The sequence below is a fragment of the Arthrobacter luteolus NBRC 107841 genome, from assembly GCF_001552075.1.
Classification (GTDB): domain Bacteria; phylum Actinomycetota; class Actinomycetes; order Actinomycetales; family Micrococcaceae; genus Arthrobacter_B; species Arthrobacter_B luteolus.
Window position 1 is genome coordinate 51,143 of record NZ_BCQM01000012.1, and the last position, 26,698, is coordinate 77,840.

Sequence of the window (26,698 nt, forward strand, 5' to 3'; positions counted from 1 at the left end):
AGCATGACCTCAGGCGTCTAGGGAGGCTGTATGGCTGCCAGCGGCGGGACGAAGGCTGTAGTAGCAGCGCTGATCGCGAACCTGGTCATCGCGGCCCTCAAATTCCTGGCCTTCTTCCTGACCCGTTCCTCCTCGATGCTGGCGGAAGCAATCCACTCTGTAGCCGACTCGGGAAATCAGATCCTGCTGCTGATCGGAGGGAAACGGGCACGCCGCCAAGCCAGCCCCGAGCATCCGTTCGGATATGGGCGGGAACGCTACATCTACGCGTTTATCGTTTCGATCGTGCTCTTCAGCGTGGGCGGCCTGTTCGCCCTGTACGAGGCGTACTCCAAATGGCAGGACCCGCATCCCATCGAAGGATTCTGGTGGTGGGTACCCCTGGCCGTCCTCGCCGGGGCGGTCATCGCTGAATCGTTCTCCTTCCGCACCGCCATTCGGGAATCCAACCACGTCCGCGGAACCCAGGGCTGGGTGCAGTTTGTCCGCACTGCGAAAGCCCCGGAACTGCCCGTGATCCTGCTGGAGGATTTTGGTGCCCTGCTCGGGCTGGTTTTCGCGCTCTTCGGGGTGGGCATGACCCTGATCACCGGCAACGGCATCTGGGACGCCCTGGGCACAGCGATGATCGGTGTCCTGCTCGTGGCTATCGCTGCGGTCCTGGCGCTTGAAACCAAGTCGCTGCTGCTCGGAGAATCAGCCGCGGCGCCGATGGTCCGGCAGATCGAGTCCGCCATCACCGAAGACGGAACCCGCATCATCCACCTCAAGACCCTGCACCTGGGCCCGGACGAGCTCCTCGTAGCAGCGAAGATCTCCGTCAGCGAGGGCGAAACCGGAGAGCAGATTGCCCGGGCGATCAACGCCGCAGAAGCCCGGATCCGCTCCGCCGCCATGCCTACAAGGACTGTGATTTATCTGGAACCGGATCTGTACCGTCCGCGGGCTGAAGGGGACCTTCCAGGCCCAGCCTCGTCCGACGGCGGTCCAGCGCCCCGCTGAGCAGAGCGATGCCCAGGCCCAGCAGGGCCAGGACAGCACCCACGACGGCAGGGGACCGGAACCCCCAGCCCCAGGCGATGACCAGGCCGCCCACCATGGCACCCAGGGCATTGGCGACGTTCAGGGCCGCATGGTTCAGCGACGAAGCCAGTGACGGTGCTCCCGGGGAGACGTCCAGCAGGCGGGTCTGCAGGGCCGGGGTCAGTGCGGAACCGACGGCACCAACCAGGAAAACCAGGATGATGGCGCCGGCCTTGTACTGCACCGCCCAGGCATAAACCGCCAGGATCACGGCGGTGCCGGCCAGCACCGCGTAAATGCTGCCCATCACGGACCGGTCAGCGATCCTGCCGCCGACCACGTTGCCGACCACCTGTCCCACGCCGTACAGGCCCACGATCAGCGGCAGCACGGAGAGCGGGAGGCCTGCCACCTCGGTCATGGTGGGTGAGATGTAGGTGTAAACGGCGAAGAACCCGCCAAAGCCAACAGTGCCGACCAGCAGCGCCAGCCACACCTGTATCCGGCGCAGGGCGCTGAGCTCACGCCGGATGCTGGCATCGGGATGGGCCGCTTGGAACGGCACGAACCGGGCAACCAGGGCCACGCTGACCAGGGCTATCGCCCCGACGAGCACGAACATCCAGCGCCAGCCTGCCTGCTGGCCCAGCCAGGTCGCGAAAGGAACGCCGATCACATTGGCGACGCTCAAGCCGAGCATCACCATGGAGATGGCCCAGCCGCGCCGGGTAGGTGCCACCAGGGACGCGGCAATCACGGCAGCCACTCCGAAGAAGGCGCCGTGCGGAAGCCCGGACAGGAACCGGGTGACCAGCAGCCAGCCGTAGTCCGGGGCGATGAATGAGGAGAGGTTGGCAACGGCAAAGAAAGCCATCAGGCCCAGGGCCAGCCGCTTGCGCGGCATCTTGGCGCCGAGGGCCGCCAGCAGCGGAGCCCCGACCACAACGCCGAGGGCGTAGGCGGAGATGACGTGCCCGCCCGCAGGAACGGAGATACCAAGGTCGGTCACCATTTCCTGCAGCAGGCCCATGATGGCGAACTCCGTGGTGCCAATGGCGAAGCCGCCGGCGGCCAGGGCAGTGATGGCCAGGGCGGCATGACGGGTTTTGGAAGCCGGGGTGCTCGGTGAGGGCATGGGGTGTGGTGCTTTCGGATCAGCGGTGAGCCGCGGAGCCGTGGAGACACGGACGCGCATGGATGGCCAAGCTGCAGGGGGAGAGGCTGCCGGTATTCCGCGCCGGAAAAACCAACGGAAAACCCGCAGCGACAACTCTGCTGCGAGAAACCGGGCCGGGGACGGCATTAAACCATCGCCGTCCAGTGTAGTGCAGCGGGGACCGTAGACTCGAGCTGTGTTGAATCCAGAGTTGAAGCAGGTGGTCGGCGCCGCGATCGTTGACGACCTTCGCAGTCCACGCAGCCTTCTGGCCGCCCGGCGGTCCGCACCCGAGCAGTATGCCGGAATGTGGGAGTTTCCCGGCGGGAAGGTGGAGCCCAACGAAACGTGTGAAGCCGCATTGCACCGCGAACTGGCCGAAGAGCTGGGAGTTGAGGTGTCCCTGGGTGCCGAGATCGCCGGACCCCTGGCGCAGGGCTGGCCGCTGAACCAGTCCGCCGCCATGCGCGTCTGGCTGGTCCAGCTCAGTGCCGGCGAGCCGCAGCCGCTTGAGGATCACGACGAACTGCGCTGGGTCCGGCTCGACTCGCCCGACCTCGCGCAGCTGCCCTGGATTCCCGCGGATCTTCCCATTGTCTCGGCCATGCTGCAGGCCGCCGGTGTGCGGAATCCTGCCCTCAGGGGCTGAGCCGGTCCCCAGCTGAGCCGGTTCCCAGCTGAGCCGGTCCCCAGCTGAGCCGGACCCAGTTGAGCCGGACAGAGACTGATGCGGGTCAACCCCCGGCGCCGCGACATCCGGGCGGGGCCAGCCGGTCAACGGGCTGCGTGAACGGGTTTAGAACAGGGTTCCAGCTGCAGCCGGAACGCGCGGCAGTCCAGACCGAGCAGGCAGCCCAGACCGAGCAGGCAGTCCGGACAGAGCAGGCAGCGGCTCCGGAACTGCGGGCGGATGCCCGGGCCCCTGCCCCGCGGCCCGGGTGGCGAGGAACCGGTTGGCGCCGTCGAATCCATGACGGGCTTTGAAGAACCGGAGGCGTCCGGCGAGCCAGGTGCGGTACTCCTTAGAGGCGTAGGAACCGCCGGCGTAGAGAGCATCGTACTTTGCGCCCAGCTGCGGATAGTCCCGGGCCAGCCATTGCCGGTACCACTCCCGCGCGCCGGGGCGGAGGTGCAGCGCGCCGGCTGTCACTGAGGACGCTCCAGCGGCGGCCAGGGCGGAGAAAAGCGCGTCCAAAGACTCGTCGCCGTCGGTCAGCCACGGGAGGATGGGCATGGCCATCACGTTGCACTCCATGCCGGCGTCCCGGATCCGGCTGATCAGTTCCAGGCGGGCCCTGGGCGACGGTGTTCCCGGCTCCACGCGGGAGGCAAGGTCCGGGTCCAGCAGGGCCAGCGAGATGCCCATGCTGATCGGAGTCTGCGCAGCGGCTTCGGTCAAGAGGGGAAGGTCCCGTGCCAGCAGGGTGCCCTTGGTGAGGATGGAGAACGGCGTGCCGCTGTCCGCCAGGGCACGGATGATCCCGGGCATGAGCTTGTAGCGCCCCTCGGCACGCTGGTAGGGATCGGTGTTGGTGCCCATTGCCACGTGCTCGCGGTTCCAGGACGGCCTGGCCAGCTCCCGGCGCAGCACCTCGCCGGTGTTGGTCTTCACGACCAGCTGGCTGTCGAAATCGGCCCCGGAATCCAGGTCCAGGTAACTGTGCGTTTTACGGGCAAAGCAGTACACACAGGCATGGCTGCAGCCGCGGTACGGATTCACGGTCCACCCAAAGGGCATGGAGGAGGACTTGGGTACCTTGTTCAGTACGGATTTCGCCAGGACTTCGTGGAAGGTCACGCCGGCGAAGGCCGGGGTCTGAACTGATCTGACCAGCCCCTGCAGGGGAAGCAGCGCATCTGCTGCGGGTGCGGCCTTGGGTTCCTGCTGCTGCCACCTCATCCAACCATTAGAACATATGTTCGAATAACTGTCAGTGGTGCAGTGCCGTGCTCCCGCGCCATCTGGAGTTCGTTAGCCGGGATTGGAGGAACGGCCGGGAGCGCCGGGCGCCGCGCCGGGGCGCCGGTAGCCGCCGTCGTCGAGCCCGGCCAGGATTTCAAAGGGGTTCGACGACGCCGGATCGCCGGAGCGCAGCACGGAAATGCCCGCAGCGGCGAAGTACAGCGGCAGGAAGGCCAGGCCCAGCAGGGCGTATTGGGTGCAGTGCCGGGCCTCGTGCCGCAGCAGGGGAGAGGCAGACCCTGCCGGGGAGGGATCGAATGCAGCGGAAACCCGCGGCCGGTAGATAACCACGTTGCCCAGGGTGAAAGCGGCGGCATGCGGGAGCCGGTGTTTCCAGCCACCGGCGAGCAGGACCCCATCCGGGCCGCGCCGCGGCCGCACCCCGCCAATCCGCGCCACGATGATCCCCGCCGCCGTCGTTCCGTTGACCAGATTCAGCGCGCGGCGCAGCCGATGGCCGCCGGTGGCTGCGCCTGTGCCCGTGCCGGTGCTGGAGTCCTGCGCCAAAGTCATGGGCCAATGGTAGGGCGGACTGAGCGCCTTCACACTGCCCGGCGGCCAGGTGTTCGTTGGTTAGACTGGTAGCCGCAGGCTTTTTCAGTTCCCGCCTGCGGACCAGCGTTCCTTGAACAGCCACTGAACAGCCATCGAACAGCCATCAACACGGCCGGAAACAGGTAAGAACGGTACATGTCGAATTCCATACCGGGGATGGACTCCCCAGACACCGCGGCACCCAACCCGCTGGACGAGCCGGCGGTCGCGGCCGCCGTCGACGCAGCGCTCGCAGCCATCAGCTCCGCCGCCGACCTGGACGCCCTCAAGGACGTCCGCATCGCTGTCACCGGTGAGAAGTCGCCGCTGGCCCTGGCCAACCGGCAGATCGGCGGACTCCCCAAGGAGCAGAAGGCTGCGGCAGGCAAGGTCGTCGGCCCGGCCCGGGGACGGATCAACCAGGCGCTCGCCGCCCGCACCGTCGAGTTGGAGGCCGAGCGGGATGCCCGGATCCTCGTCGAGGAAGCCGTGGACGTCACTGCCGCCCCGCGCCGCCGCCGCATCGGCGGGCGCCACCCGCTTTCCACCCTGCAGGACCGCGTCAGCGACATTTTCGTGGGCATGGGCTGGGAAATCGCCGAAGGCCCCGAGGTTGAATCCGAGTGGTTCAACTTTGATGCACTGAACTTCAAGCCGGACCACCCGGCCCGCGAAATGCAGGACACCTTCTTCGTGGAGCCACCGGAAGCGCACCTGCTCATGCGCACCCACACCTCACCGGTGCAGGTCCGCTCCATGCTCGAACGCGACCTGCCGATCTACGTGCTCTGCCCGGGCAAGGTGTTCCGCACCGACGAACTCGACGCGACGCACACCCCCGTGTTCCACCAGTTCGAAGGCCTGGCCATCGACAAGGGCCTGACCATGGCAGACCTGGTCGGCACCCTGGAGCACTTCACCCGGGTGCTGTTCGGCGACGAGGCCAAGGTCCGCCTGCGCCCGAACTTCTTCCCCTTCACCGAGCCCAGCGCTGAGCTGGACATCTGGCACCCCGGCGCCAAGGGCGGCCCGCGCTGGATCGAGTGGGGCGGCTGCGGCATGGTCAACCCCAATGTGCTGCGCGCAGCGGGCATCGACCCCGAGGTCTACTCAGGTTTTGCCTTTGGCATGGGCATCGAGCGTGCCCTGATGTTCCGCAACGAGGTTACGGATATGCGGGACATGATTGAAGGCGACGTACGTTTCAGCGAACACTTCGGGATGGAGATCTAAGTGAGAATCCCACTTTCCTGGCTGCGCGAGTATGCCCAGGTTCCGGCGGATGCAACCGCCGAAGACGTTATGGCAGAACTGGTGAAGGTTGGCCTCGAGGAGGAGGACGTCCACCGTCCCACCGACGAGCTGCAGGGCCCGATCGTTGTTGGCCAGGTGCTCTCCAAGGAGCCGGAGCCGCAGAAGAACGGCAAAACCATCAACTGGTGCACCGTCCGCGTGGTGCCCGAAGGCGCCGAGCAGACGCTGACCGGCGACGGGATCGATCCGTCCGGGATCCAGGGCATCGTCTGCGGTGCGCACAACTTCGAGGTCGGGGACAAGGTGGTTGTCACCCTGCCCGGCGCCGTGCTGCCCGGGGACTTCCGCATCAGCCCGCGCAAGACCTACGGCCACGTCTCCGCGGGCATGATCGCCTCCGTGCGCGAACTGGGCATCGGCGAAGACCATGACGGCATCCTGGTACTCTCCACCCTGGGCCTTGATCCGGAAATCGGCACCGACGCGATGGAACTGCTCGGTCTCTACGACCAGGCAGCCGAAATCAACGTCACCCCGGACCGAGGCTACGTCTTCTCGATCCGTGGTGCTGCCCGCGAATACGCGCACGCCACGGGCACCAAGTTCACCGACCCCGCCGCCACGGTGGAGGTTCCGGAAGCCGACGGCGCCGGATACCCGGTGCGCCTGGCCGACGAAGCGCCGATCTACGGCAAGCCCGGCTGCGACCGGTTCGTCGCCCGCACCGTCCGCGGCGTCGATCCCACCCGCCCAACGCCGCCGTGGATGGCTGCGCGGCTGCGCCTGGCCGGCATGCGGTCCATCTCGCTGATCGTGGACATCTCCAACTACGTGATGCTCGAACTGGGCCAGCCGCTGCACTGCTACGACCTGGACAAGCTCACCGGCGAGATCACGGTCCGCCGTGCCACCCCGGGCGAGACCATCAAAACCCTGGATGACAAGGTCCGCACCCTCGATCCCGAGGACCTGCTGATCACCGACGGATCCGGTGCCATCGGCATCGCCGGCGTGATGGGCGGGGCCAGCACCGAGGCCTCTGACACCACCCGGAACGTCCTGATCGAGGCCGCGCACTTCGACGACGTCAGCATCGGCCGTTCGCGCCGCCGTCATAAGCTGCCCTCCGAAGCGTCCAAGCGCTTCGAGCGCGGCGTGGACTGGTACGTTGCCGACGTCGCCGCGCAGCGCGCCGTTGACCTGCTGGTGGAACTTGCCGGCGGCACTGCCGACGAATCCATCACCGACGCCGGAACCGCGCCCGAACCGCGGAGCATTTTCCTGCCCGCCGGTTTCCCGGCGCAGCTGATCGGCTATGACTTCACCGAAGAGCAGATCACCGGCACCCTGGCGGACCTGGGTGCGGACGTGGAGAAGGCCGACGGCGGTTACCGGGTTTCGCCCCCGAGCTGGCGGCCGGACCTGGAAACCCGGGAGGACCTCACCGAGGAAATCATCCGGCTGGTGGGCTACGACCAGATTCCGTCCACGCTGCCGGTGGCGCCGCCCGGACGCGGCCTGACCCGCATGCAGCAGCAGCGCCGCCGCCTGCTGCAGTCACTGGCCGCCTCCGGTCTCACCGAAGTGCTGTCCTACCCGTTCGTGACGGAAGAGGACAACAACACCTTCGGCACGCCGGTTGCCGGTGAGCAGCGTCCGGCCCTGAAGCTGGCGAACCCGCTCAGCGCCGAGTTCGGCTACCTGCGCACCTCGGTGCTGCCGGGCCTGTTCGACGTCGCCAAGCGCAACCTTTCACGCGGCTTCCGGGACCTGGCACTGTTCGAGTCCGCGGCGGTTTTCCTGCCCGGCGAACGGACCGGCACCGAGTCGATTCCGCCGCTGGGCGTCAAACCCTCAGAAGAGGTCCTGGATGCGCTGTACAACGGCATTCCGGATCAGCCGCTGCACATCGGCGTGCTCTTCACCGGCCACGAGTCGCCGGCCGGCGCCGGCCATGCCCCGCGCACGTGGGACTGGGCCGACGCCGTCGACACCGCCCGCCTCATGGGCGACGTGCTGGGTGTTGAACTGGTGATCAGCCAGGGCGAACACCAGGCCTTCCACCCGGGACGCACCGCGAAGATCTCGCTGCGCAGCGGTGAAGCCGTGGGTTACGCCGGTGAACTGCATCCGAAGCTGCTCGCGGCCCGGGACATGCCGGCCCGCACCGTGGCACTGGAGATCAACGCCGCCGCGCTGTTCGACGCCGCGCCGGATGTGATCGTTGCCCGGGAAATCTCCGCGTACCCGGCGACCACGCAGGACGTGGCCCTGGTGGTGGCCGAGGAGATCCCGGCCGAAACCGTCCTGGAAACCCTGCGCGAAGGCGCCGGGGAACTGCTGGAAGACATCGCGCTGTTTGATGTGTATGCGGGCAAGGGCATCGACGAGGGGCACAAATCCCTCGCCTTCGCCCTGCGCTTCCGTGCAGCCGACCGCACGCTGACCGCTGACGAGGCCTCCGAGTCCCGGGCCGCCGCCGTCGCGCTGGCTGCCGAGCGGTTTGGTGCCGTGCAGCGGTAGGTTCGTCCGTTGACAAGCCGCAAGCCCCCGCCGGACTTTCCGGCGGGGGCTTGCGCGTTTTGCTAGCTTGGAGCGGGTGAGTACTCTTTCCCGCCCCGGCACCTGGTATCTCTTCGACTACGGCATGGTGATTTCTGCCGCGCCGCTGCCCGAGGACTGGGACGCGCTCCGGGAGGCCACCGGAATGGATCTGCAGCCCGCGTCGAGTTCCTATTGGGCCACCCGGCTGGAGTACGACGGCGGCTCGCTGAGTCCGGCGGAGTACTGGGCTTCGGTGCTCGGCCGGCGGGTCCGCGGGGTTGAGCTGGCCCGGCTCGAAGAGCTGGACGCGCGGCAGTGGTCCCGGCTCAATCCACGAACGCTGGAAGTCCTGGAGTTCCTGGCAGCGGAGGGCGCGCAGCTGGCGCTGCTCTCAAACATGCCCGCGGAGATGTCTTACCGGTACGAGTCGGATGCTTCCTGGCCGGCCTTCTTCGCCGCCCGCTATTTCAGCGGCAGGCTGCGCATGGTCAAACCGGACCCGCAGATCTACCGGCATGTCCTGAACGGCCTCGGAGCTGCGGCGGAAGACGTAGTCTTCATTGACGACAATTCCGCGAATATTGAAGCAGCCAGAGCGCTTGGGATGAGGGTGGTCCTGCATACGGGGGACACCGACCTAAGGCAGGAGCTGGCCCAGCCCGCGGATCCTGCCTAACTGTCCCTGGACGTGCGGCCGACGGCGATCCACCAGCCCAGGACCTCATCGTCCGCGATGATGTCCAGGGGGACGTTCATCCATCCTTCGCCCATCGGCCTGCCCCCGCCCATATATGCAGGCTGGCCGCCGGCGGTGAGCAGATCCCGGTAATCTGACGGATCCACCCGTACCAGCAGGTCTCCGCCGCGGCCCGCGGAGACGGCCAGGCCGCCGTCCACCATAAAGGCCACGCCGCCGAACATGTTTTTCTCCCGGACGTCCGGGTATGAGGCAAGGCGCTGCCGGATGCGTTCTGCCAGGGCATCTCGTGCCGGGTCCGTCTGCATGTGCTGCCGCCTTCCGCTACGGACGGTTGCCGACCGGATCCGTCTGATCCGTTTTCCGGCTCTCCACCAGCGACGAGGTGCTTATGCCCATGCCTACGAGCAGCTAACCGAGGGCTAACCAACCGTGTCCCGGAATCGCTCCGCTTTGTGGCAATCGCTCCGCCGCGAACCGGAGCGATTGTCACAAACCGGAGCGAAACCAGGAAGGCAGCTGCCCGCAACCCCCTACGGAACCAGCAGCACCTTGCCCGTGGTCTTCCGGCCCTCCAGATCCGCCTGCGCCTGAGCGGCCTCGGCCAGGGGATAGGTTGCCCCGATCCGCACATCCAGGGTACCGGCCTCGACCATCTCGAACAGTTCCCGGGCCCGCCACTGCCGTTCCTCGGCGCTGCGCAGGTAGTCCCGAATGGTCGGCCGGGTCAGGTAGAGGGAGCCCAGGGCGTTCAGCCGCTGGATGTCGAACGGAGGCACCTGTCCGGACGCCCCGCCGAAGAGCACCATCATGCCGCGCGGATGCAGACTGGCCAGGGAACCGTCAAAGGTTGCCTTGCCCACGCCGTCGAACACCACATCCACACCCTGGCCGTTCGTCAGCCCGCGCACCCGGTCCGCGAAGCCGTCGTAGCGCAGCACGTGGTCGGCGCCGGCGCCGCGCGCCAGTTCTTCCTTCTCATCGCTGGACACCGTGGTGATCACCGTGGCGCCCTTGGCCTTCAGCAGCTGGATCAGCAGCAGGCCGACGCCGCCGGCCCCGGCATGGGTGAGGACCGTTTCCCCGGACTGCACGGGGTAGGTCGAATTACACAGGTAGTGGGCTGTAATCCCCTGCAGCGGCAGAGCGGCCGCCACCTTGATATCCACGCCGCGCGGCACCGGCAGGGCCTTGTCCGCGTCCAGCAGCATGTACTCGGAGTAGGCACCGCCGCCCTCGGCGGTGGCCACGTGGTCCCCTTCGCGGAACGCAGCCACGTCCAGGCCCGCGGACACCACCGTGCCGGCAGCCTCCGAACCGGGGATGAAGGGGTAGTGCATCTTGTAGACACCGCTGCGCTGGTAGGTGTCGATGAAGTTCACCCCGGCGGCGGCCACCTTAACGAGCAGCTCGTTCGGGCCGGGAACCGGCAGATCCACATCTTCATAGCGCAGGACGCCGGGCCCGCCGGCTGATGGGACGACAATGGCTTTGTGCATGGGTTGCCTCTTCCGTTCGGGGGTGCGTCTGCCTGGCATCAATTGGGAACCATCGTAGGCCCCGGCCCGGCAAGACACCGTGGAAAAAGCCCATTCCGGTCACAATGCATAAATATGAAGGGTCTTGCATAAAGTTGTTGTAGTGTGGTGAACATGACGATTTCCGTTGCCGTATCAGGAGCCAGTGGCTACGCCGGGGGAGAGGTCCTGCGCCTGCTCGCCGGCCACCCCGGCGTCGAAATTGGCGCCATCACCGCCCACAGCAATGCCGGTTCCCGGCTCGGCGAACTGCAGCCGCACCTGCACGCCCTGGCTGACCGCATCCTGGTGGACACCACGGTGGAGCACCTGGCAGGGCACGACGTCGTCTTCCTGGCGCTTCCGCACGGCGCCAGTGCCGAAATCGCCGCCCAGCTGAGCGCGGACACCCTGGTGATCGACGCCGGTGCCGACCACCGGCTCACCGATCCCGCCGCCTGGGAAAAGTTCTACGGCTCCCCGCACGCCGGCAGCTGGCCCTATGGCCTTCCGGAACTGCCCGGCCACCGCGAAATCCTCCGCGGCGCCAAGCGGATCGCCGTCCCCGGCTGTTACCCGACGTCTTCGCTGCTGGCCCTGACCCCCGGCTTCGCCGCCGGACTGCTGGAGCCCGACGACGTCGTGATCGTGGCCGCGTCCGGCACCTCCGGTGCGGGCAAAGCAGCTAAGCCGCACCTGCTCGGCTCCGAAGTCATGGGCGGCATGAGCCCCTACGGTGTCGGCGGCGGACACCGGCACACCCCCGAAATCGAGCAGGGCCTCTCCGCCGCAGCGGGGGAGCAGGTCTCCATTTCCTTCACCCCGACGCTGGCACCCATGGCCCGCGGCATCCTCACCACCGCGACGGCGAAGGTCCGCCCCGGCGTCGACGCCGCCGCCCTGCGCTCGGCCTGGGAAACCGCCTACGCCAATGAACCGTTCGTCCGGGTGCTGCCCGAGGGCCAGTGGCCGGCCACCAAGATGGTGGTGGGGTCCAACTACGCCGCACTGCAGCTCGCCTTCGATCCGCATGCGGGCCGCGTTATTGTCTCCGCCGTGATCGACAACCTCACCAAGGGCACCGCCGGCGGCGCCGTCCAGTCCATGAACATCGCCCTCGGCCTCGAAGAGGGCGCCGGCCTCACCCTGCAGGGAGTAGCACCGTAATGAGCACCGAAACCAACCCCTCCAGCGTCACCGCACCGGCAACCGGCATCACCGCGCCCGCAGGCTTCCGGGCTGCAGGCATCACCGCCGGGCTGAAGGCATCCGGCGGCCGCGACGTCGCCCTGGTGGTCAACGACGGCCCCGCCAAGGCAGCTGCCGCCGTGTTTACCACCAACCGGGTGGCAGCTGCTCCAGTGCATTGGTCCCGTCAGGTGATTTCCGACGGACGGGCCGACGCCGTGTTCCTGAATTCCGGCGGAGCCAACGCCTGCACCGGACCGCAGGGCTTCCAGAACACCCACGCCACCGCGGAAAAGGTCGCCGAACTGCTGGGCGTGTCCGCCGGCGACGTGCTGGTCTGCTCCACCGGCCTGATCGGCGAACAGCTTCCGATGGACAAGCTGCTGCCCGGCGCTGAGGCGGCAGCCAAGGCCCTGACCAGCGACGGCGGGGCGCTGGCCGCCGAAGCCATCATGACCACGGACTCCGTGTCCAAGCAGGCAGGTTTCGCCGGCACCGGCTACCGGATCGGCGGTATGGCCAAGGGTGCCGGCATGCTCGCGCCCGGGCTGGCCACCATGCTGGTGGTCCTGACCACCGACGCACGGCTCGACGCCGCCAGCCTGGATGCGGCCCTGCGCGCCGCCACCACGGTCACCTTCGACCGGACCGACTCCGACGGCTGCATGTCCACCAATGACACCGTGGTGCTGATGGCCTCCGGAGCCTCCGGCACCACCCCGGACACCGATGAGTTCACCCGCGGCCTGACCGGGGTATGCCATTCCCTGGCCCAGCAGCTGATCACCGACGCCGAGGGTGCCAGCCACGACATCGCCATCACCACCCTCAACGCCGCAACGGTGGCCGACGCCGAGACCGCGTCCCGCGCCGTCGCCCGCTCCAACCTCTTCAAGACCGCCATCTTCGGCAACGACCCGAACTGGGGCCGGGTCCTGTCCGCCGTGGGCACCACGGACGCTGCCTTTGAACCGGAGCAGATCAACGTCTCCATTAATGGAGTCCAGGTCTGCCGCAACGGCGGCATCGGGGACCCGCGCGAAGACGTGGACCTCAGCGGCCGGGCCGTGAGCGTGGAAATCGATCTGGGCGCCGGCAGCGAAACCGCGACCATCTGGACCAATGACCTGACCACGGACTACGTCCACGAAAACTCCGCCTACAGCAGCTGATCGAGGACCCTATGAGCACTCCCAACGAAGCCCGCGAACAGCTCGCCGCGCAGGACAAAGCGGCAACGCTGATCGAGGCACTGCCCTGGATCCAGCGCTTTGCCGGCAGCACCATGGTGATCAAATACGGCGGCAACGCCATGGTCAACGATGAGCTGCGCCAGGCGTTCGCCGAGGACATCGTTTTCCTGCACCACGTAGGGGTGCATCCCGTGGTGGTGCACGGCGGCGGCCCGCAGATCAGTGCGCTGCTGGCCCGGCTGGGCATCAAATCCGAGTTCAAGGGCGGCCTCCGGGTCACCACTCCCGAAGCCATGGACGCCGTACGGATGGTCCTCACCGGCCAGGTTGGCCGCGAGCTGGTTGGCATGATCAACTCCCACGGGCCCTACGCCGTCGGCCTTTCCGGCGAAGACGGCGGGCTGCTGCAGGCCGTCCGCACCGGAACCGTCGTGGACGGCGAGGAAGTGGACCTGGGGCTTGTGGGCGAAGTCGTCGGCGTGAACCCCGGCGCGATCCTGGACCTCATCGAGGCCGGACGGATCCCCGTGATCTCCACCGTCGCCCCGGAAATCGACACCGCAGGCGCACCCACCGGACAGGTGCTCAACGTCAACGCCGACACCGCCGCGGCGTCCCTGGCCGTCGCCCTGGGCGCCTCCCGGCTGGTGGTGCTCACCGACGTCGAAGGCCTCTACGCCAACTGGCCGGACAAATCCTCGCTCATCTCCGCACTCACCGCCGGTGAACTGCGGCAGATGCTGCCCACACTGGAATCGGGCATGATTCCCAAGATGGAAGCCTGCCTGGCCGCCGTCGACGGCGGTGTGGACCGGGCAGCCGTCGTCGACGGCCGCATGGCCCATTCCATGCTGCTGGAAGTCTTCACCACCGCCGGCATCGGCACCCAGATCGTTCCGGACGGAGAGAGCGTATGAGCAGCATCCCCAAGGCACCGGGCGCGGACATCGCTCCCGCCGGCCCCGAACTCACCGAGCTGACCGGCACCGGCAGCGACTGGCTGGCCCGCTACGGTAAGTCGCTGATGGGTGTTTTCGGGACCCCCCAGCGTGTGCTGGTGCGCGGGCACGGCTGCTACGTCTGGGACGCCGACGGCAAGGCCTACCTTGACTTGCTGGGCGGAATCGCGGTCAACGCGCTGGGCCACGCCCACCCGTTCGTCACCTCGGTCATCGCCAGCCAGCTGAACACACTGGGCCACGTTTCGAACTTCTTCACCAGCCCTCCCCAGATTGCCCTGGCCGAGAAGCTCCTGCAGCTGGCCCAGGCGCCCGAGGGTTCCAAGGTGTTCTTCTCCAACTCCGGGACCGAAGCCATCGAGGCGGCGTTCAAGCTGGCCCGCCGCAACTCCACCCCCGAACGCAGCCGCATCATCGCCATGGACCACGCCTTCCACGGCCGGACCATGGGCGCACTGGCCCTGACCGCCAAGGCCGCCTACCGGGAACCGTTTGAACCGCTGCCCGCCGGCGTCGAGCACATCCCCTACGGCGACGTTGAGGCACTGCGCGCCGCAGTCGACGAGACCGTTGCTGCCGTGTTTATGGAACCGATCCAGGGTGAGGCCGGCGTGCACCTGCCGCCCGAGGGTTACCTCCAGGCCGCCCGGGAGATCACCCAGGCCGCCGGCGCGCTGCTCATCTTCGACGAAGTGCAGACCGGTATTGGCCGCACCGGCACCTGGTTCGCCTCCGAAGGCGTGCTGCCGGACGCCATGGCCCTGGCCAAGGGCCTGGGCGCAGGTTTCCCCATCGGCGGGCTGATCACGTTCGGGGAAAAGGCTTCCTCCCTGCTCACCGCCGGCCAGCACGGAACAACTTTCGGCGGCAACCCGGTGGCGACGGCGGCGGCGCTGGCAACACTGGCCGCCATCGAGTCCCAGGACGTGCTCGCCAACGTCAACACCACGGGGGAACAGCTCCGTGGGGCGTTGCGGAAAGTGGACGGGGTCAGCTCGGTCCGCGGGCGCGGACTGCTGATCGGCATCGACCTGGACCAGGAGATTGCCCCGGCAGCTGTCACGGCCGCGCTCGAGGCCGGCTTCATCATCAATGCCACCGGACCGCACACCCTGCGCCTGGCACCGCCGCTGATCCTGGGCGTTGACCAGGCGATGAGCTTCACCGACGAACTCCCTGCCATCCTGAAAGCCGCTGCTGCCACAACGATTGGACAGTCATGACCCGCCATTTCCTTGTTGACACCGACCTGACGCAGGCCGAGCAGACCGAGGTCCTGGACCTCGCCGATGCCCTGAAAAAGGACCGCTACAAATACCAGCCGTATGCGGGCGACTCCACCGGACGCAAGACCGTGGCGGTCATCTTCGACAAGACCTCCACCCGCACCCGGATTTCCTTTGCTGCCGGCATTTCCGACCTGGGCGGGGTGCCGCTGATCATCGGTGCCGGTGAATCCCAGCTGGGGCACAAGGAATCCGTGGCGGACACCGCGAAGGTCATGGAGCGGATGGTGTCCACCATCGTCTGGCGCACCTACGCGCAGTCCGGGCTGGAAGAAATGGCTGCGAACTCCTCGGTACCGGTGATCAACGCGCTCTCCGACGATTACCACCCCTGCCAGCTCCTCGCGGACCTGATGACCATCCGCGAGCACAAAGGCACCCTGGCCGGCCTCACCCTGACCTACCTCGGGGACTGCGCCAACAACATGGCCAACTCCTACCTGCTGGCCGGCGTCACCGCCGGTATGCATGTGCGGGTTGCCGGACCCATGGGCTACCTGCCGGATCCGCTGGTTGTCGACGCCGCCGCGGCGCGAGCCGAGGAAACCGGGGGATCGGTGCTGATCACCACTGACGCTGCGGAGGCGCTGGCCGGAGCCGACGTCGTCGCCACCGACACCTGGGTGTCCATGGGGCAGGAAGAGGAAAAGGCCGCCCGGCAGGATCTCTTCCGGGAGTACGCCGTGGACAGCGAAGCCATGGCGCACGCCGCGGATGACGCCGTCGTGCTCCACTGCCTGCCCGCCTACCGCGGCTACGAGATTTCCGCCGACGTGATCGACGGACCGCAGTCCCTGGTCTGGGACGAGGCGGAGAACCGGCTGCACGCCCAGAAAGCCCTGATGCTCTGGCTGATGGCCAAGTCCGGCCTCACCGGAGTGCCGGAGCGCGCGCTGTGACCATGCCCGCCACCAAAACAGCCCGGCAGGCGCGCATCCGTGCCCTGCTGACCGGCCTGTCGGTCCGGTCGCAGGCCGAGCTGGCCGCGCTGCTGGCGGACGACGGCGTACAGGTCAACCAGGCCACGCTCTCCCGCGACCTGGTGGAGCTCGGCGCCGTGCGGATGCGCGGCAAGGACGGCGTGCTGGTCTACGCCGTCCCCTCCGAGGGCGGCGAACGGACCCCGCAGTCCGGGATCGGGCAGGAGGTGCTCGACTCGCGGCTGGCCAGGCTCTGCGGCGAACTGCTGGTCACGGCCGAAGCGTCCGGGAACATCGTGGTGCTGCGCACCCCGCCCGGAGCCGCCAACTTCCTGGCGCTGGCGATCGACCACTCGGTGATGCCATCCATTCTGGGCACCCTGGCCGGGGACGACACCGTGCTGCTGGTCACCCGGGATCCCGACGGCGGCGGCGAACTGGCGGCCCGCTTCCTGAGCATCGCCGATGAGGCGACCGCCAGCGGGCAGGCCCCGGACAATCGAATACTGTAGAAGCTGATCCTGCCCGGGCGTGAGCCCGGCCACCGGGCCTCACTGGTTTCCGGATTTCCCAACTGTTTCCCAACTTTTCATACCCAACGCAGCACCCCCGCTGCACCAATCGCAAGAGGAGCACATTCGTGAGCGAACGTATTGTTCTGGCCTACTCAGGTGGCCTGGATACGTCAGTGGCCATCGGCTGGATCGCCGAGGCAACCGGCGCCGAAGTCATCGCCGTGGCGGTCGACGTCGGACAGGGCGGCGAGTCGCTGGAGACCATCCGCCAGCGTGCGCTCGACTGCGGAGCCGTCGAAGCCTACGTGGCCGACGCCCGCGACGAGTTCGCCGCCGAGTACTGCATGCCCGCGCTGCAGGCCAACTCCCTGTACATGGATTCCTACCCGCTGGTCTCCGCGCTGTCCCGCCCGGTGATCGTCAAGCACCTGGTGGCCGCAGCCCGCGAATTCGGTGCCACCACCGTCTCGCACGGCTGCACCGGCAAGGGCAACGACCAGGTCCGCTTCGAGGTCGGCATCCAGACCCTGGGCCCGGACCTGAAGTGCATCGCACCCGTCCGCGACCTGGCACTGACCCGCGACAAGGCCATCGCCTTCGCCGAGGAGAAGAACCTCCCGATCGTCACCACCAAGAAGAACCCGTTCTCCATTGACGCCAACGTCTGGGGACGCGCCGTGGAAACCGGCTTCCTGGAAGACATCTGGAACGCCCCCACCCCGGACGTGTACGAGTACACCTCCGATCCCGACTCCGGGATCGCCGCCGACGAAGTGGTCATCACGTTCAAGGCAGGCGTCCCCGTCGCCATCGACGGCAAGCCCGTCACCCCGCTGCAGGCCATCGAAGAGATGAACCGCCGCGCCGGCGCCCAAGGCATCGGCCGCATCGACATCGTCGAAGACCGCCTGGTGGGCATCAAGAGCCGTGAAATCTACGAGGCTCCCGGCGCGATGGCCCTGATGGCCGCGCACCGCGAACTCGAAAACGTCACGGTCGAGCGCGAGCAGGCCCGGTTCAAGAAGACCGTCGGGCAGCGCTGGACCGAGCTGGTCTACGACGGCCAGTGGTTCTCCCCGCTGAAGAACTCCCTGGATGCCTTCATCGCGGACACCCAGCAGTACGTCTCCGGCGACATCCGCATGGATCTGCACGCCGGCCGCGCCACGGTCACCGGGCGCCGCTCCGAGTCCTCCCTGTACGACTTCAACCTGGCCACCTACGACACCGGCGACACCTTCGACCAGTCCATGGCCCGCGGGTTCATCGAGCTGTTCGGGATGTCCTCCAAGGTAGCGTCGGCCCGCGACCTGCGCCTGGCCGAAGGAAAGTAAGCACATGCATAACGGCAAGCCGTCAATCGAATCAGCGGCCCAGCAGCCGGGAGGCTCCGGTTCAACGGTCCAGGGTGCTCTGTGGGGCGGCCGCTTCGCCGGCGGTCCGGCCGACGCGCTGGCAGCCCTGAGTAAATCCACCCATTTCGACTGGCGGCTTGCCGGCTATGACATTGCCGGCTCCCGGGCGCATGCCCGGGTGCTGCACAAAGCGGGACTGCTCGACGACGCCGAGCTGGCCGGCATGCTTCAGGCGCTGGACGCGCTCGACGCCGATGTGCGCTCCGGCGCCTACCTCCCGGCCGATTCCGACGAGGACGTGCACGGTTCGCTGGAACGCGGCCTGATCGAACGCGCCGGCCCGCAGCTGGGCGGCAAGCTCCGCGCCGGCCGCTCCCGCAACGACCAGATCGCCACCCTGGGCCGGATGTACCTGCGCGACCACGCCCGGATTGTGGCGGCCGGTGTGCTGGCAACCGTGGACGCCCTGGTGGAACAGGCCGAAAAGCACCTGGGGGTGGCCATGCCCGGCCGCACCCACCTGCAGCACGCCCAGCCGGTTTTGCTCAGCCACCACCTGCTGGCCCATGCCTGGGCCCTGCTGCGTGACGTGCAGCGCCTGGCCGACTGGGACAAGCGCGCCGCTGTGTCACCGTACGGCTCCGGCGCCCTGGCCGGTTCCTCGCTGGGGCTGGATCCCAACGCCGTGGCCGCGGACCTTGGCTTCGACTCCGCTGCCTGGAACTCGATCGACGGCACCGCTTCGCGTGACGTCTACGCCGAGTATGCCTGGGTGGCCGCCATGATCGGTGTGGACCTCTCCCGCATCAGCGAAGAGATCATTCTCTGGGCCACCAAGGAATTCTCCTTCGTCACGCTCGACGACGCGTTCTCCACCGGCTCCTCGATCATGCCGCAGAAGAAGAACCCGGACGTCGCCGAGCTGGCCCGCGGCAAGGCCGGCCGCCTCATCGGCGACCTCACCGGGCTGCTGGCCACGCTCAAGGGCCTGCCCCTGGCGTACAACCGGGACCTGCAGGAGGACAAGGAACCGGTCTTCGACGCCACGGATACCCTGGAGCTGCTGCTCCCGGCCGTTTCCGGCATGATCGCCACCCTGGTCTTCAACACCGAACGCATGCAGTCCCTGGCTCCGCAGGGCTTTGCCCTGGCCACCGACATCGCCGAATGGCTGGTGCGCCAGGGTGTGCCGTTCCGCGAGGCACATGAACTCTCCGGTGCCGCCGTGAAGCTGGCCGAATCCCGCGGCGTCGAACTCTGGGACCTGACCGACGAGGAATATGCCGGAATTTCGGCGCACCTCACCCCGGAGGTCCGCACGGTGCTCTCGACCGAAGGGTCGCTGGACAGCCGCAGTGCGCAGGGCGGAACTGCCCGCTCCGCCGTCGAGGCGCAGCTGACGGAATTGAAGAAGCAGGTCGACGCCGTCCGCGGCTTCCCGGTGTAGCTCCACCCCGTCCTCCCCGCTCTATCGAGAGGCCAGTTACGGCCGCTTTGAGCCCTCAAAGCAGCCGCAACTGGCCTCTCGTTTTTCCTGGGGGAGAGGGGATAGCGTGGCGTTATGCCCAACCCCGAGTTCCGGCGCATGCTGCGCGCCCTGCCCGACTTTCCGGCGACGCTCCCTGACTTTGACCCGGACACCGCGCCGGATGACCCCGCGGAGCTCTTCCGGCTCTGGCTGGATGAGGCCCTGGCCGCCGGAATCCCACAGCCGCACGCCTTCTCCCTTGCCACCGCAGACGCAGCCGGCAGCCCGTCCGCCCGCATGCTGATCCTGAAGGACCTCGACGACGACGGCTGGCAGTTCGCCACCGCCCGCACCTCGCGCAAGGGCCGGGAGCTGGCTGCCAACCCGCGCGCTGCGATGAACTTCTTCTGGCAGCCGCTGGGCCGGCAGGTCCGCGTCGCCGGTAGCGTGGTGCCGCTGTCGGCGGACGCTTCCGCTGCGGACTGGGACGACCGGCCCGGTGCGGACGGCACCCCGAACCCGGCCTGGCAGCTCTACGCCCTGCAACCGCTGGAAACCGAATTCTGGCAGGCCCGGGCAGACCGCAACCACATCCGCTACCGTCTCCCGCGCACAGCAGCTCACTGATCCGCAGCCACGGGCCCGCGGCGGCGGTTTCAACGTCAACGGCCTTCCAGACCGGACGCGCCCACCCTAGGGTAGGTACTGCAGCAGATGGCATCTACGGAAGGGCCGCCATGTCTGAAGCATCATCGTCCAACCATTCCCGGCAGGACGATCCCTCGGTTCCCACCGGCCGCATCGAGAAGCTCACCGACGGCTGGGCGCTGGCCTTCGACAAGCAGTTTGACTACCCCGCGGCGCACATCTGGGACGTCCTGATCAATCCTCGCAAAGTTGAGCAGTGGCTCGGGACCGTGACCCCGGACTGGGAACTGGGCAAGGAATACACGCTGGACATGGGCGGCGGCAGCGCGTCCGGGACGGTCCTGCAGCTCACTCCGCGCAGCAGCCTCCAGATCACCTGGGACGATGACCTGGGCGAGGAATCGGTGCTGGAATGGCAGGTCCTCGATTCCGACGGCGGTGCGCTCCTGCAGTTCCGGTCCCGCACCGACACCCCCGATTTCCTCGCCGAAGGCAGCGCAGGATGGCAGGGCATCCTGCGCGCCTTCGCGGCGGTGGCCGCCGGCAACCCGCCGCCCGGAGAACCGCCCGGCCAGTGGCGGGCCCTGCGCGATGCCTACTCGCGTGAGTTCGGCATCTCGCCGACCATGGGTTATCTGGACGCCGGCGATGGGCAAAACACTGAGCAGGCCACGCTGGTGTTCGAGCGCTGGTACGACGCCGCGGCCGAGGACATCAGTGCCGCCGTCGAAAGTTCCGGCGGAAACCTCCGCCTGGGTGATGGGGCAGAAATCACCGTGACCGAGGAAGACGGGGTCGGCAAACTGCGGATCCGGCAGCGGATCGAAGCCGGCAACCAGCAGGACACCGCCGCCCTGATGGCCGCCTGGCACCTGGCACTGGACTCGGCCGCCGTTCGGTTGCTGGGGGAGACGCCACATCCGAACTCCCACCGTCTCCGGGCACTCGAAGCGCTGTACAGCTCTAATCTGTGACCCGGTGGCGCAGCCTGGACACCGCAGGCCGTAGTCCGCAGCCGGCGGCAGTTTATTGAGCGGCCCCAGATCTTGCTACGGTCGAAGGTATGGAGCGGACATACCTGGATCCCGCAGAGCAGCGCAGCCGGCTGGCCATCCCGGCGACCGAGGCAGCACCCTGGCTGCTGGGCGCCGTCCTCCGGAGGGAATCCGAGGAAGGTGACGCCGCGGTCCGGATCACGGAGGTGGAAGCCTACCTCGGCGCAGCGGATCCCGGGTCCCATGCCTTCCGCGGACAGTCTCCGCGGAACTCCACGATGTTTGGCCCGGCCGGGCACCTCTACGTCTACTTCACCTACGGTATGCACTACTGCGCCAACGTGGTCTGCGGCGTTCCGGGCCAGGCCACCGGGCTGCTGCTGCGGGCCGGGGAAATCATCGAGGGGCACGAGATCGCCGCACTGCGCCGCCGGCAGCCCAAGTCACCCCTGGACCTGGCCCGCGGGCCCGCCCGGCTGACCCAGGCACTGGGGATCGACCGCAGTCTCGACGGTGCGGACGTCTTCACCTCTCCGCTGCGCCTGGAACTGCCGCAGGAACCGGTACCCGAGGAACTGATTTCCCGGGGGCCCCGGGTCGGGGTCAGCGGTGAAGGCGGGGGAGAGGCCTACCCCTGGCGGTTTTGGCTCACCGGCGAACCGACCGTCTCCAAATACCGGCCGGCGGTCCAGCGGGCACGGGTGCGGCCTTCCGGGGCGACGGCGAAACGGGCGTAGATCCCGCACCGTCCAGCCAGGTCTCGGGCGGTGCAGGCGCGGTGCAGCCGCCGGGCAGCAGCAGGGCGGCAGCCGCTGTGAGCAGCAGCGCAGCCGCAGAACGAGGCCCGGGACGCGCAGGACCGGTAAGGTAGATGGGTGAAACACACTGCTTCGAACCCGCTCAACAGCCCCGCAGCCCCGGCCGCAGTTCCGGCCGAAACGATAGCGGAAACCATCGACCGCCTTGGCGCCGTCGTCCAGGATTATCCAAAGCCCGGCATCGTTTTCCGCGACCTGACTCCGGTCTTCGCCGACGGACCGGCGCTGCGCGGTATGGTCGATGCCCTGCTGGCCGGATACGAAGGCCAGTTCGACTTCGTCGCCGGGGTTGAAGCCCGCGGCTTCCTGCTCGCCGCTGCTGCGGCCTACGCCTCCGAACGCGGTGTGATCACCATCCGCAAACCCGGCAAACTGCCGCGGGAGACCTACACCGAGACGTATGACATGGAATACGGGCAGAACAGCCTCGAGCTGCATGTCGAAGACATCCCCGCCGGTTCCCGTGTCCTGATCCTTGACGATGTCCTGGCCACCGGCGGAACACTCGCTGCTGCTGCCCGCCTGATCGAAAGCGCCGGCTCCAGTGTTGCGGGCTTCGGCGTCGTGCTGGAACTCGGTGAATTGGGCGGCCGTGAGGCCCTCGCCGGCCACAACGTGCGGTCGCTGATCACGTACTGAACCGGCCATCCTGGAACGGAATGCGGGCCGCGGAACGCAACGTCCACCCGCACTATGGACAGGGCATGGAAATTGTGCCGATGCACGGTAAGATAGACGGTCTGCCTTTGCGAGAGGGAACGCGAACATGCCTGAAACGTCTTCGGTCCAAACGGAGCTCGACCACGAGCGCCGTTACGTGGCCGGCCTGTACCACCGGCTCGATGAACTCCGGGAGGAAAAAAGCGAGCAGCTGGCCCAGGTCCGCCGCTCCCATTCAGCCGGTTCCCACCAGAACCGGTCCGAACGCGACGCCTTCGCCACCATGTATGAGGACCGGCTCGCGCAGCTGAACGCCGTCGACGACCGGCTGGTTTTTGGCCGGCTTGACCTTGACGACGGCGAGACCCGCTACATCGGCAGGATCGGACTCTCCACCGCGGACCTGCAGCGGCTGATGGTGGACTGGCGCGCCCCGGAAGCGGGCACCTTCTACCAGGCCACCGCGTTCGAGCGGCAGGGTGTCCGCCGGCGGCGCCACCTGATCCTCAAGGGCCGGGACGTCCAGGGCCTCGAAGACGACGTGCTGGATTACTCCATGCTGGAGGACGGCGACAACCTGCAGGGCGAGGGTGCGCTGCTGGCTGCCCTGAATTCCAAGCGCACCGGCCAGATGTCGGACATCGTCGGCACCATCCAGGCGGAGCAGGACCGGATTATCCGCGCACCGCTGCCCGGAACCCTGGTGGTTCAGGGCGGTCCGGGAACAGGCAAAACCGCCGTCGCACTGCACCGCGCCGCCTACCTGCTGTACACCCACCGGGAGCGGCTCAAGTCCGCCGGTGTGCTGCTCGTTGGCCCCTCGAACGCCTTCATCCACTACATCGAACGGGTGCTGCCCTCGCTGGGTGAAACCGGCGTCGTGATGTCCAGCCTTGGCCAGCTCATGCCGGGTATCACCGCCGCGGGTGAGGATACGCCCGCCGCCGCCGAGATCAAGGGCCGGCTGTCGATGGCCGACGTCGTTAACCGTGCCGTCGCCAACCGCGAACGGATCCTGGCGGAACCGCGCAGGCTCAACATTGACGGCACCATGATCACGCTGACGCCCAAGCAGGTCCAGCGCGCCCGTGACCGTGCCCGTGCCACCGGCAAGCCGCACAATGAAGCACGGGTGACCTTCGTGAAGATCCTGCTGCGCGAACTCACCGACCAGCTGACCGAAGTGCTCGAAGAATCGGCCGGTGCAGGAAACAGCACCGACCGCGCTTATCTGGCCGAGGACGTGCGGAGCGCCCGGGATGTGCGCATCGCGCTGAACCTGTGCTGGATGCCGATGACGCCGGAGAAGCTCATCAGCGAACTGTTCAGCAAGCCCGGACATCTGGAAGCCGCCGCCCCGGACCTTACCGACGACGAACGTGCGCTGCTGATGCGCAGCCCGGACGCGCCCTGGACCGAAGCGGACATTCCGCTGCTCGATGAGGCAGCGGAGCTGCTGGGGGACCTCGATCCGTCCGCCGGCCGGGACAGCGCTGCGCTGGAAGAAGCCCGCAAGCGGGACCTGGCCAACGCCGAACGCGCGATTGAAAACACCGAAGGCTTCCTCGAGGATTCGGGTGCCCACGGCATTCTCTCCGCCGAGGACCTGGCTAACCACAACATGGAGACTGAGCAGCGGCTGACCGCCGCGGACCGGGCCGCCATCGACCGGACCTGGGCCTTCGGGCACGTTGTGGTGGACGAGGCGCAGGAACTTTCCGCGATGCAGTGGCGCCTGCTGATGCGCCGCTGCCCGTTGAAGTCCTTCACCGTGGTGGGGGACATCGCCCAGACCAGTTCCGCTGCCGGTGCCACATCGTGGCAGCAGGCGCTGGATCCCTTCGTGGGGGAGCGCTGGACGCTGGAGGAACTCACCGTCAACTACCGGACCCCGGCACAGATCGCCGAGGCAGCCGTCCGGATGGCCAACGCCGCTGGACTGGTCGTCTCCGCGCCGAAGGCCGTGCGCGAGGGCCAGTGGCCGCCGTTCCTGGACACGGTTGAGGAAGGCGGGCTGATTGCCCGGCTGCTCGAAACCCTGCCCGCGGACCTGGCTGCCCTGGAAGGCGGGCTGCTCGCCGTCATCACCGAGGACCACCGGCTGGTGGAAGTCCGCCAGGCCGTGAAGGGCGTCTACGGGAACCGGGTAGGCACCGGTGCCGGCGGACTGGGCCAGGACATCGTGGTTATCTCGCCGCGCGAAGCCAAGGGACTGGAGTTCGACGGCGTCGTTATCCTTGAGCCCTCCGAACTGCTGACAGCAGCGGCCGGAAAGGTGGGGGATCTCTACGTTGCGATGACCCGTCCGACCCAGCGTCTGCGTCTTATTGCGGAGCGCGGGATCCCGGCGGGGATTGCCGACGGCGAATCCTGATAATTTAGAGGCGTGCCACAGAATACCCAGACCTCCGAGGGCCTTGCTGCCCAGCAGAACGATCCGACCTTTGCCAACATCTGGCAGGAACTGAAGTGGAGAGGGCTGATCAAGCTCTCCACCGACGAGGCGGAGCTTGAAAAGCTACTCAGCGGAGACCCCGTCACGTATTACTGCGGCTTCGACCCCACGGCCCCGAGCCTGCACCTGGGCAACCTGGTCCAGCTGCTGACCATGCGCCGGCTGCAGCTGGCCGGCCACAAGCCGCTGGCCCTGGTCGGCGGGTCCACCGGTTTGGTGGGGGATCCGCGCCCGACGGCGGAACGCACCATGAACACCAAGGAAACGGTGGCGGAGTGGGTCGGCTACCTGCAGGGCCAGGTCCAGCGGTTCCTCAGCTTCGAGGGTGAGAACGCTGCCCGCATGGTTAACAACCTGGACTGGACGGCGCCCATGAGCGCCCTCGACTTCCTGCGGGAAATCGGCAAGCACTTCAGGGTCGGAACCATGGTGAAGAAGGAGATCGTGGCTTCGCGCCTGAACTCCGACGAGGGCATCAGCTACGCGGAATTCAGCTACCAGGTCCTGCAGGGCATGGACTACCTGCAGCTCTTCCGCGACTACGACTGTGTCCTGGAAACCGGCGGATCAGACCAGTGGGGCAACCTCACCTCCGGCACCGAGCTGGTGCGCAAGGTTGAAGGCGCCACCGTGCATGCCCTGGGCACGCCGCTGATCACCAACTCCGACGGCACCAAGTTCGGCAAGAGCGAAGGCAACGCCGTCTGGCTGGATCCCACGATGACCAGCCCGTACGCCATGTTCCAGTTCTGGCTCAATACCGCCGACGCCGATGTGATTGACCGGCTCAAGGTCTTCACCTTCCGCACGAAGTCGGAAATCGAGGAACTTGAGCGGGCCGTGGCGGAGGCTCCGCACAAGCGTGAGGCGCAGCGCGCCCTGGCGTACGACGTCACCTCGCTGGTGCACGGAACGGAAGCCACGGACAAGGTCATCGCCGCTTCGGCTGCCCTGTTCGGCCAGGGTTCGCTCGAGGAGCTCGATGAAGCAACCCTCACCGCGGCCACTTCTGAGCTGCCGCGCGCCGAGGTGGACGCAGCCGGCCTGGGCATCATCGACCTGCTGGTTGCCGCCGGCCTGTCCAAGACCAACTCGGATGCCCGGCGGACTGTCACCGAAGGCGGTGCCTACGTGAACAACCGCAAGATCACGGAGATCGACGCCGTCATCGGAACCGAAGAACTGCTGCATGGAAAGTACCTGCTGCTGCGCCGCGGCAAGCGGACCCTCGCAACCGCGGTTGTCACCGGAATCTGATCCATCCAAAACACCTGAGGGCAGGCCATACATGGTCTGCCCTCAGGCGTTTCCGCGGCCGGCAGCACGGCGTGCAGGAGGTCACATCCGTTCCGGCTTGCACGTCCGGCAGGGGATGTGTAAAGTAATGTGAGTCGCCGCGGCCGGGACGCTCCGCTGAGAAGCAAGAAGCGCCCGAAGCATGGCGGCCAAACCCCAAACGGAACAGAAGCTTAGCTTTCAGTTTTGGCTGAAATAATAGCTTCGGTTTTTGCGTGGGGTGATCCGGAAGAATGGAATTCAGGAATTATCCC

The 26,698-nt window shown here is 67.3% G+C and carries 24 protein-coding genes; 19 read left to right on the forward strand and 5 right to left on the reverse strand.

Annotated features, from left to right (window positions below):
- The first annotated feature begins 30 nt into the window (after positions 1-30).
- Entirely contained in the window at positions 31-1,002 is a 972-nt protein-coding gene (locus tag AL3_RS16010; protein ID WP_066302907.1) for a cation diffusion facilitator family transporter, read from the forward strand.
- Here AL3_RS16010 and AL3_RS16015 read toward each other — a convergent pair.
- Positions 899-2,158: an MFS transporter gene (locus tag AL3_RS16015; RefSeq protein ID WP_083521832.1), complete on the reverse strand. Its 1,260-nt coding sequence runs from the start codon at positions 2,156-2,158 to the stop codon at positions 899-901. The genes AL3_RS16010 and AL3_RS16015 overlap by 104 nt on opposite strands.
- A gap of 220 nt (positions 2,159-2,378) precedes the next feature.
- On the opposite strand from AL3_RS16015, the gene AL3_RS16020 reads away from it, so the two are divergent.
- Positions 2,379-2,828, forward strand: a complete 450-nt coding sequence (locus AL3_RS16020; protein ID WP_066302909.1) for a (deoxy)nucleoside triphosphate pyrophosphohydrolase — start codon at positions 2,379-2,381, stop codon at positions 2,826-2,828.
- 147 nt (positions 2,829-2,975) lie between these two features.
- Here AL3_RS16020 and AL3_RS16025 read toward each other — a convergent pair whose 3' ends face one another.
- Entirely contained in the window at positions 2,976-4,079 is a 1,104-nt protein-coding gene (locus AL3_RS16025) for an Rv2578c family radical SAM protein (protein WP_083521828.1), read from the reverse strand.
- Positions 4,080-4,151: 72 nt separating this feature from the next.
- Positions 4,152-4,655 carry a hypothetical protein gene (locus tag AL3_RS16030; RefSeq protein WP_066302910.1) on the reverse strand — a complete coding sequence of 168 codons (504 nt, stop codon included), beginning with the start codon at positions 4,653-4,655 and terminating at the stop codon, positions 4,152-4,154.
- Positions 4,656-4,832: 177 nt separating this feature from the next.
- Here AL3_RS16030 and pheS point away from each other — a divergent pair, with 177 nt between their 5' ends.
- The 3 genes from pheS (at position 4,833) to AL3_RS16045 (ending at position 9,150) form a co-directional block, all read left to right on the forward strand.
- Positions 4,833-5,909, forward strand: a complete 1,077-nt coding sequence (gene pheS, locus AL3_RS16035) for a phenylalanine--tRNA ligase subunit alpha (protein WP_066302911.1) — start codon at positions 4,833-4,835, stop codon at positions 5,907-5,909.
- A complete protein-coding gene (gene pheT / locus AL3_RS16040; RefSeq protein ID WP_066302913.1) occupies positions 5,910-8,453 on the forward strand; it encodes a phenylalanine--tRNA ligase subunit beta in 2,544 nt (847 codons plus the stop codon).
- A 76-nt stretch (positions 8,454-8,529) separates the two neighbouring features.
- Positions 8,530-9,150: an HAD family hydrolase gene (locus AL3_RS16045; RefSeq protein WP_246168705.1), complete on the forward strand. Its 621-nt coding sequence runs from the start codon at positions 8,530-8,532 to the stop codon at positions 9,148-9,150.
- Here AL3_RS16045 and AL3_RS16050 read toward each other — a convergent pair.
- Positions 9,147-9,479: a TfoX/Sxy family protein gene (locus tag AL3_RS16050; RefSeq protein ID WP_066302915.1), complete on the reverse strand. Its 333-nt coding sequence runs from the start codon at positions 9,477-9,479 to the stop codon at positions 9,147-9,149. The genes AL3_RS16045 and AL3_RS16050 overlap by 4 nt on opposite strands.
- A 225-nt stretch (positions 9,480-9,704) precedes the next feature.
- Entirely contained in the window at positions 9,705-10,670 is a 966-nt protein-coding gene (locus tag AL3_RS16055) for a quinone oxidoreductase family protein (RefSeq protein ID WP_066302917.1), read from the reverse strand.
- A gap of 153 nt (positions 10,671-10,823) precedes the next feature.
- Here AL3_RS16055 and argC point away from each other — a divergent pair, with 153 nt between their 5' ends.
- From argC to tyrS, 14 genes are all read left to right on the forward strand, one after another.
- The gene (gene argC / locus AL3_RS16060; protein ID WP_066302919.1) at positions 10,824-11,855 is read left to right on the forward strand and encodes an N-acetyl-gamma-glutamyl-phosphate reductase; all 1,032 of its coding nucleotides are present in this window, start codon (positions 10,824-10,826) and stop codon (positions 11,853-11,855) included.
- On the forward strand, positions 11,855-13,048 hold the full coding sequence (gene argJ, locus AL3_RS16065; protein ID WP_066302921.1) for a bifunctional glutamate N-acetyltransferase/amino-acid acetyltransferase ArgJ: 1,194 nt from the start codon (positions 11,855-11,857) through the stop codon (positions 13,046-13,048). The genes argC and argJ overlap by 1 nt, the downstream gene beginning before the upstream one ends.
- An 11-nt stretch (positions 13,049-13,059) precedes the next feature.
- Positions 13,060-13,986, forward strand: a complete 927-nt coding sequence (argB, locus tag AL3_RS16070; RefSeq protein WP_066302923.1) for an acetylglutamate kinase — start codon at positions 13,060-13,062, stop codon at positions 13,984-13,986.
- Positions 13,983-15,251, forward strand: coding sequence for an acetylornithine transaminase (locus tag AL3_RS16075; RefSeq protein ID WP_066302932.1), 1,269 nt, complete (start codon positions 13,983-13,985; stop codon positions 15,249-15,251). Before argB ends, AL3_RS16075 begins: the two co-directional genes overlap by 4 nt.
- A complete protein-coding gene (argF, locus tag AL3_RS16080) occupies positions 15,248-16,213 on the forward strand; it encodes an ornithine carbamoyltransferase (protein ID WP_066302937.1) in 966 nt (321 codons plus the stop codon). The genes AL3_RS16075 and argF overlap by 4 nt, the downstream gene beginning before the upstream one ends.
- Positions 16,214-16,215: 2 nt before the next feature.
- The gene (locus tag AL3_RS16085) at positions 16,216-16,746 is read left to right on the forward strand and encodes an arginine repressor (protein ID WP_066302938.1); all 531 of its coding nucleotides are present in this window, start codon (positions 16,216-16,218) and stop codon (positions 16,744-16,746) included.
- 128 nt (positions 16,747-16,874) lie between these two features.
- Complete coding sequence (locus tag AL3_RS16090; protein ID WP_066302939.1) at positions 16,875-18,083, forward strand: argininosuccinate synthase; 1,209 nt, start codon at positions 16,875-16,877, stop codon at positions 18,081-18,083.
- A 4-nt stretch (positions 18,084-18,087) separates the two neighbouring features.
- Positions 18,088-19,551: an argininosuccinate lyase gene (gene argH / locus AL3_RS16095; protein WP_066302944.1), complete on the forward strand. Its 1,464-nt coding sequence runs from the start codon at positions 18,088-18,090 to the stop codon at positions 19,549-19,551.
- A 114-nt stretch (positions 19,552-19,665) separates the two neighbouring features.
- Positions 19,666-20,199: a pyridoxine/pyridoxamine 5'-phosphate oxidase gene (locus tag AL3_RS16100; protein ID WP_066302946.1), complete on the forward strand. Its 534-nt coding sequence runs from the start codon at positions 19,666-19,668 to the stop codon at positions 20,197-20,199.
- A gap of 110 nt (positions 20,200-20,309) precedes the next feature.
- Positions 20,310-21,194 carry an SRPBCC domain-containing protein gene (locus tag AL3_RS16105; RefSeq protein WP_066302948.1) on the forward strand — a complete coding sequence of 295 codons (885 nt, stop codon included), beginning with the start codon at positions 20,310-20,312 and terminating at the stop codon, positions 21,192-21,194.
- Between the two features lie 89 nt (positions 21,195-21,283).
- A complete protein-coding gene (locus tag AL3_RS16110; RefSeq protein ID WP_066302951.1) occupies positions 21,284-21,952 on the forward strand; it encodes a DNA-3-methyladenine glycosylase in 669 nt (222 codons plus the stop codon).
- Positions 21,953-22,156: 204 nt separating this feature from the next.
- Complete coding sequence (locus AL3_RS16115) at positions 22,157-22,672, forward strand: adenine phosphoribosyltransferase (protein ID WP_066302968.1); 516 nt, start codon at positions 22,157-22,159, stop codon at positions 22,670-22,672.
- A gap of 127 nt (positions 22,673-22,799) precedes the next feature.
- Complete coding sequence (locus tag AL3_RS16120; RefSeq protein WP_066302954.1) at positions 22,800-25,067, forward strand: HelD family protein; 2,268 nt, start codon at positions 22,800-22,802, stop codon at positions 25,065-25,067.
- A 12-nt stretch (positions 25,068-25,079) separates the two neighbouring features.
- Positions 25,080-26,405, forward strand: a complete 1,326-nt coding sequence (gene tyrS / locus AL3_RS16125) for a tyrosine--tRNA ligase (RefSeq protein WP_066302958.1) — start codon at positions 25,080-25,082, stop codon at positions 26,403-26,405.
- The last annotated feature ends 293 nt before the right edge of the window (positions 26,406-26,698 follow it).